Below are 3,256 nucleotides of genomic sequence, written 5' to 3' on the forward strand. Positions count from 1 at the left end.
AACTTCAGGCCGAACTCGGCGATGCGCTTTTCGAGCGCCCGGCGGTCCGGCAGCGGCCGCGACTGGTCCGAGGCCCAGGCGCCGATCTGCGAGGCGCGGGCGCGGGTGGCGAAATAGGCGTCGGCCTCCTCCGGCGTCACCGGGGTCACGGTCCCGCGCACCCGGACTTGCCGGCGCAGGGACTTCCAGTGGAACAACAGCGCCGCCTTGCCGCTGGCGGCGATCTGCCGGCCCTTGGCGCTTTCGAGGTTGGTGTAGAAGACGAAGCCGGCCGGATCGAGGTCCTTCAGCAGGACCATCCGCACGTCCGGCAGGCCGTCGGCGTCGACGGTGGCCAGCGCCATGGCGTTGGCGTCGTTCGGCTCCTTGGCCAGGGCCTCTTTCAGCCACTCGCCGAACAGGGCGAAGGGGTCTTCCTCCGACAGCAGCGGCGGGGGCTCGGCGGCGGCCACCTGCTTGACGTAGTCGTCCTCGCTCGGCGAGGGCGGGATCAGGGCGTCGTCGGTCATGCGCGGGATATAACCCCGGGCCGTTCAGGTGTCTCGGTTTGCCGCCCCTCCCCGGAACAGGCTAGAAGCGCGGCCATGTCGCACAACACCTTTGGCCACCTGTTCCGCGTGACGACCTGGGGCGAGAGTCATGGGCCGGGCCTGGGCTGCGTGGTGGACGGGTGCCCGCCGGGACTGGCGCTGACCGAGGCCGACATCCAGGGCTGGCTGGAGAAGCGCCGGCCCGGCCAGGGCAAGTTCGTCACCCAGCGCCAGGAGCCGGACGCCGTCCGCATCCTGTCCGGCGTGTTCGAAGACGAGCGCAGCGGCGGGCAGGTGACGACCGGAACGCCGATCTCGCTGATGATCGAGAACGTCGACCAGCGCTCCAAGGACTATTCCGAGATCGCCCAGGCGTTCCGGCCGGGCCACGCCGACTACGCCTATTTCGCCAAGTACGGCGTGCGCGACTATCGCGGCGGCGGCCGGTCCTCGGCGCGCGAGACTGCGGCGCGGGTCGCGGCCGGGGCCATCGCGCGGAAGATCCTGGGCGGCGTTACGATCCGCGGCGCGGTGGTCCAGATCGGCCCGCACGCCGTGGCGCCGGATCGCGTCGATTTCGCCCGCACCGAGGACAATCCGTTCTGGTGTCCGGATCCCGAGATGGTCCCGGTCTGGGAAGAGCACCTGGAGAAGATCCGCAAGGCCGGCTCGTCGACCGGCGCGGTGGTCGCGGTCGAAGCGACGGGCGTTCCGGCCGGCTGGGGCGCGCCGATCTACGGCAAGCTCGACGCCGAGCTAGCCGCCGCCCTGATGTCGATCAACGCCGCCAAGGGGGTCGAGATCGGAGCGGGATTCGCCACGGCCGCCTATTCCGGCGAGGACAACGCCGACGAAATGCAGATCGGGAACGACGGGGCGCCGCTGTTCCTGTCGAACCACGCGGGCGGCGTGCTGGGCGGCATCTCGACCGGCCAGCCGGTGACGGCGCGGGTCGCCTTCAAGCCGACTTCGTCGATCCTGACGCCGCGGCGGACGCTGAACGAGCGCGGCGAGGAGGTCGAATTGCGCACCAAGGGCCGGCATGATCCGTGCGTCGGCATCCGCGCCGTACCGGTGGTGGAGGCGATGGTCGCTTGCGTGCTGGCCGACGCCTTCCTGCGCCATCGCGGCCAGACCGGCGGCGGCGCTTTCCAGCCCGCTGCGAAAGGCCGCAGCTAGGCGCCATCATTCGGCGCGCGTTTTCGGGCAGGTTGCGCCGGCCTGTTCTGGAGCGTCATCGATGACCGTCCTGCGTTTCGCCCTGCTCGCCTGCGCCGCGTTCAGCCTGTCCGGCTGCCTTGCCGTCGCGGCCACCGGCGCCGTAGTCGGGACGGCCGCCGCCGTCACCGGCGCGGCGGTGAAGACCACCGCCAAGGGCACGGGAATGGTCGTCGGCGCGGTGATCCCCGGCGGCGGGGACGACGAGGACTAGGCGACCCGCATCGCGCAGCTTTCGCCGATGGTCGGGCGCGAGACCACGATGCGCGACAGGCCTGGGAACTGCGGCTTCAGGCGCTCGGCGAAATAGAGGCAGATATGTTCGAGGGTCGGGCGGTCGAGGCCCGGCTTGTCGTTCAACAGGCCGTGGTCGAGCTCGGCCGCGACGCCCTTGAGGGCCGCATCGAGGTCGGCGAGATCGGCGACCCAGCCGACCGGCTCCTGCGGCACGCCCGCGACCGTCGCCTCGACCTTGAAGGAATGGCCGTGCAGGTTCTTGTAGGGCCGGTGCTCCGGCCCCTCGGCGAAGTAGTGCGCGGCGTCGAACGTCGCGGCCTTTGTTATCTCGAAGACGGGTGCGGTCATGGGTCTGCTGGGCGGCCGAGGACGGGCCTCAGGCGATGCCGAGGTACTTGTGGGTTTGCACGCTTAAACGCCAGCGGGGGTGCGCAAGGCAATAGGCGATGGCCGCGCGGGTGTTGGCCTCGCGGTCCGGCCCGTCCATCGGCTGCAGCAGGAAGCGGTCGAAATCCAGCGCTTCGAAGCGGGCCGGATCGACGTTGGGTTGCGGGTAGACCAGCTTCAGCTCGGCGCCGCGCGTCTGGACGACGGGCGCGGTCGATTTCGGACTGACGCAGATCCAGTCGACGCCCTCGGCCACGGGTAGGGTGCCGTTGGTCTCCATGGCGATGGAGAAGGCGCGGGCGTGCAGCGCCGCGGTCAGGGCGGCGTCGACCTGCAGCATCGGCTCGCCCCCGGTGAGCACCACCAGGCGGTCGTGCGGCCCGCCTTCCCAGGCCGCGGCAACGGCGTCCGCGAGGGCGTCGGCGTCGGCGAACCGGCCGCCGCCGGGGCCGTCCATCCCGACGAAATCGGTGTCGCAGAAAGTGCAGACGGCCTCGGCGCGGTCCTGCTCGCGCCCGCTCCAGAGATTGCAGCCGGCAAAGCGGCAGAACACCGCCGCGCGGCCGGCCTGGCCGCCCTCGCCCTGCAGGGTGAGGAAGATCTCTTTGACGGCGTAGCTCATGCGCGGATCGCCGGCCGCCCCTCGGCCAGCCAGCCGTCGTAGCCGCGCGCTCGCAGCTCGCACGCCGGGCAGGTCCCGCAGCCGTAGCCCCAGGGGTGACGCACGTCGCGCTCGCCGAGATAGCAGGTGTGGCTGTCCTCGAGGATCAGGTCGACCAGGGTCTGGCCGCCCAACCCCTGCGCCAACGCCCAGGTGTCGGCCTTGGTCAGGCGCATCAGCGGCGTTTCGATGACGAAGTCCTGGGCCATCCCGAGGTTCAGCG

Annotated in this window: 6 protein-coding genes; 2 read left to right on the forward strand and 4 right to left on the reverse strand. The window is 70.9% G+C overall.

Going from position 1 to position 3,256, the window contains the following annotated elements:
* Window positions 1-509, reverse strand: a 509-nt coding sequence (gene pdxH, locus ACILRF_RS15610; protein WP_395674508.1) for a pyridoxamine 5'-phosphate oxidase, incomplete at its 3' end; no start/stop codon positions are given.
* A 75-nt stretch (window positions 510-584) separates the two neighbouring features.
* On the opposite strand from pdxH, the gene aroC reads away from it, so the two are divergent.
* Both aroC and ACILRF_RS15620 read left to right on the forward strand, forming a co-directional pair.
* Window positions 585-1,709, forward strand: a complete 1,125-nt coding sequence (gene aroC, locus ACILRF_RS15615; protein ID WP_395674509.1) for a chorismate synthase — start codon at window positions 585-587, stop codon at window positions 1,707-1,709.
* Window positions 1,710-1,770: 61 nt separating this feature from the next.
* Entirely contained in the window at window positions 1,771-1,962 is a 192-nt protein-coding gene (locus tag ACILRF_RS15620) for a hypothetical protein (RefSeq protein ID WP_395674511.1), read from the forward strand.
* Here the strand turns inward: ACILRF_RS15620 and ACILRF_RS15625 are convergent.
* From ACILRF_RS15625 to ACILRF_RS15635, 3 genes are all read right to left on the reverse strand, one after another.
* Window positions 1,959-2,333, reverse strand: coding sequence for a 6-carboxytetrahydropterin synthase (locus ACILRF_RS15625; protein ID WP_395674513.1), 375 nt, complete (start codon window positions 2,331-2,333; stop codon window positions 1,959-1,961). The two genes, ACILRF_RS15620 and ACILRF_RS15625, sit on opposite strands and share 4 nt — an antisense overlap.
* Window positions 2,334-2,361: 28 nt before the next feature.
* The gene (queE, locus tag ACILRF_RS15630; protein WP_395674515.1) at window positions 2,362-2,994 is read right to left on the reverse strand and encodes a 7-carboxy-7-deazaguanine synthase; all 633 of its coding nucleotides are present in this window, start codon (window positions 2,992-2,994) and stop codon (window positions 2,362-2,364) included.
* Window positions 2,991-3,256: 7-cyano-7-deazaguanine synthase (locus ACILRF_RS15635; RefSeq protein ID WP_395674517.1), on the reverse strand; the 266-nt coding region annotated here is incomplete at its 5' end. The genes ACILRF_RS15635 and queE, both read right to left, overlap by 4 nt.

It is taken from the genome of Phenylobacterium sp. (genome assembly GCF_044236515.1).
Classification (GTDB): Bacteria; Pseudomonadota; Alphaproteobacteria; order Caulobacterales; family Caulobacteraceae; genus Phenylobacterium.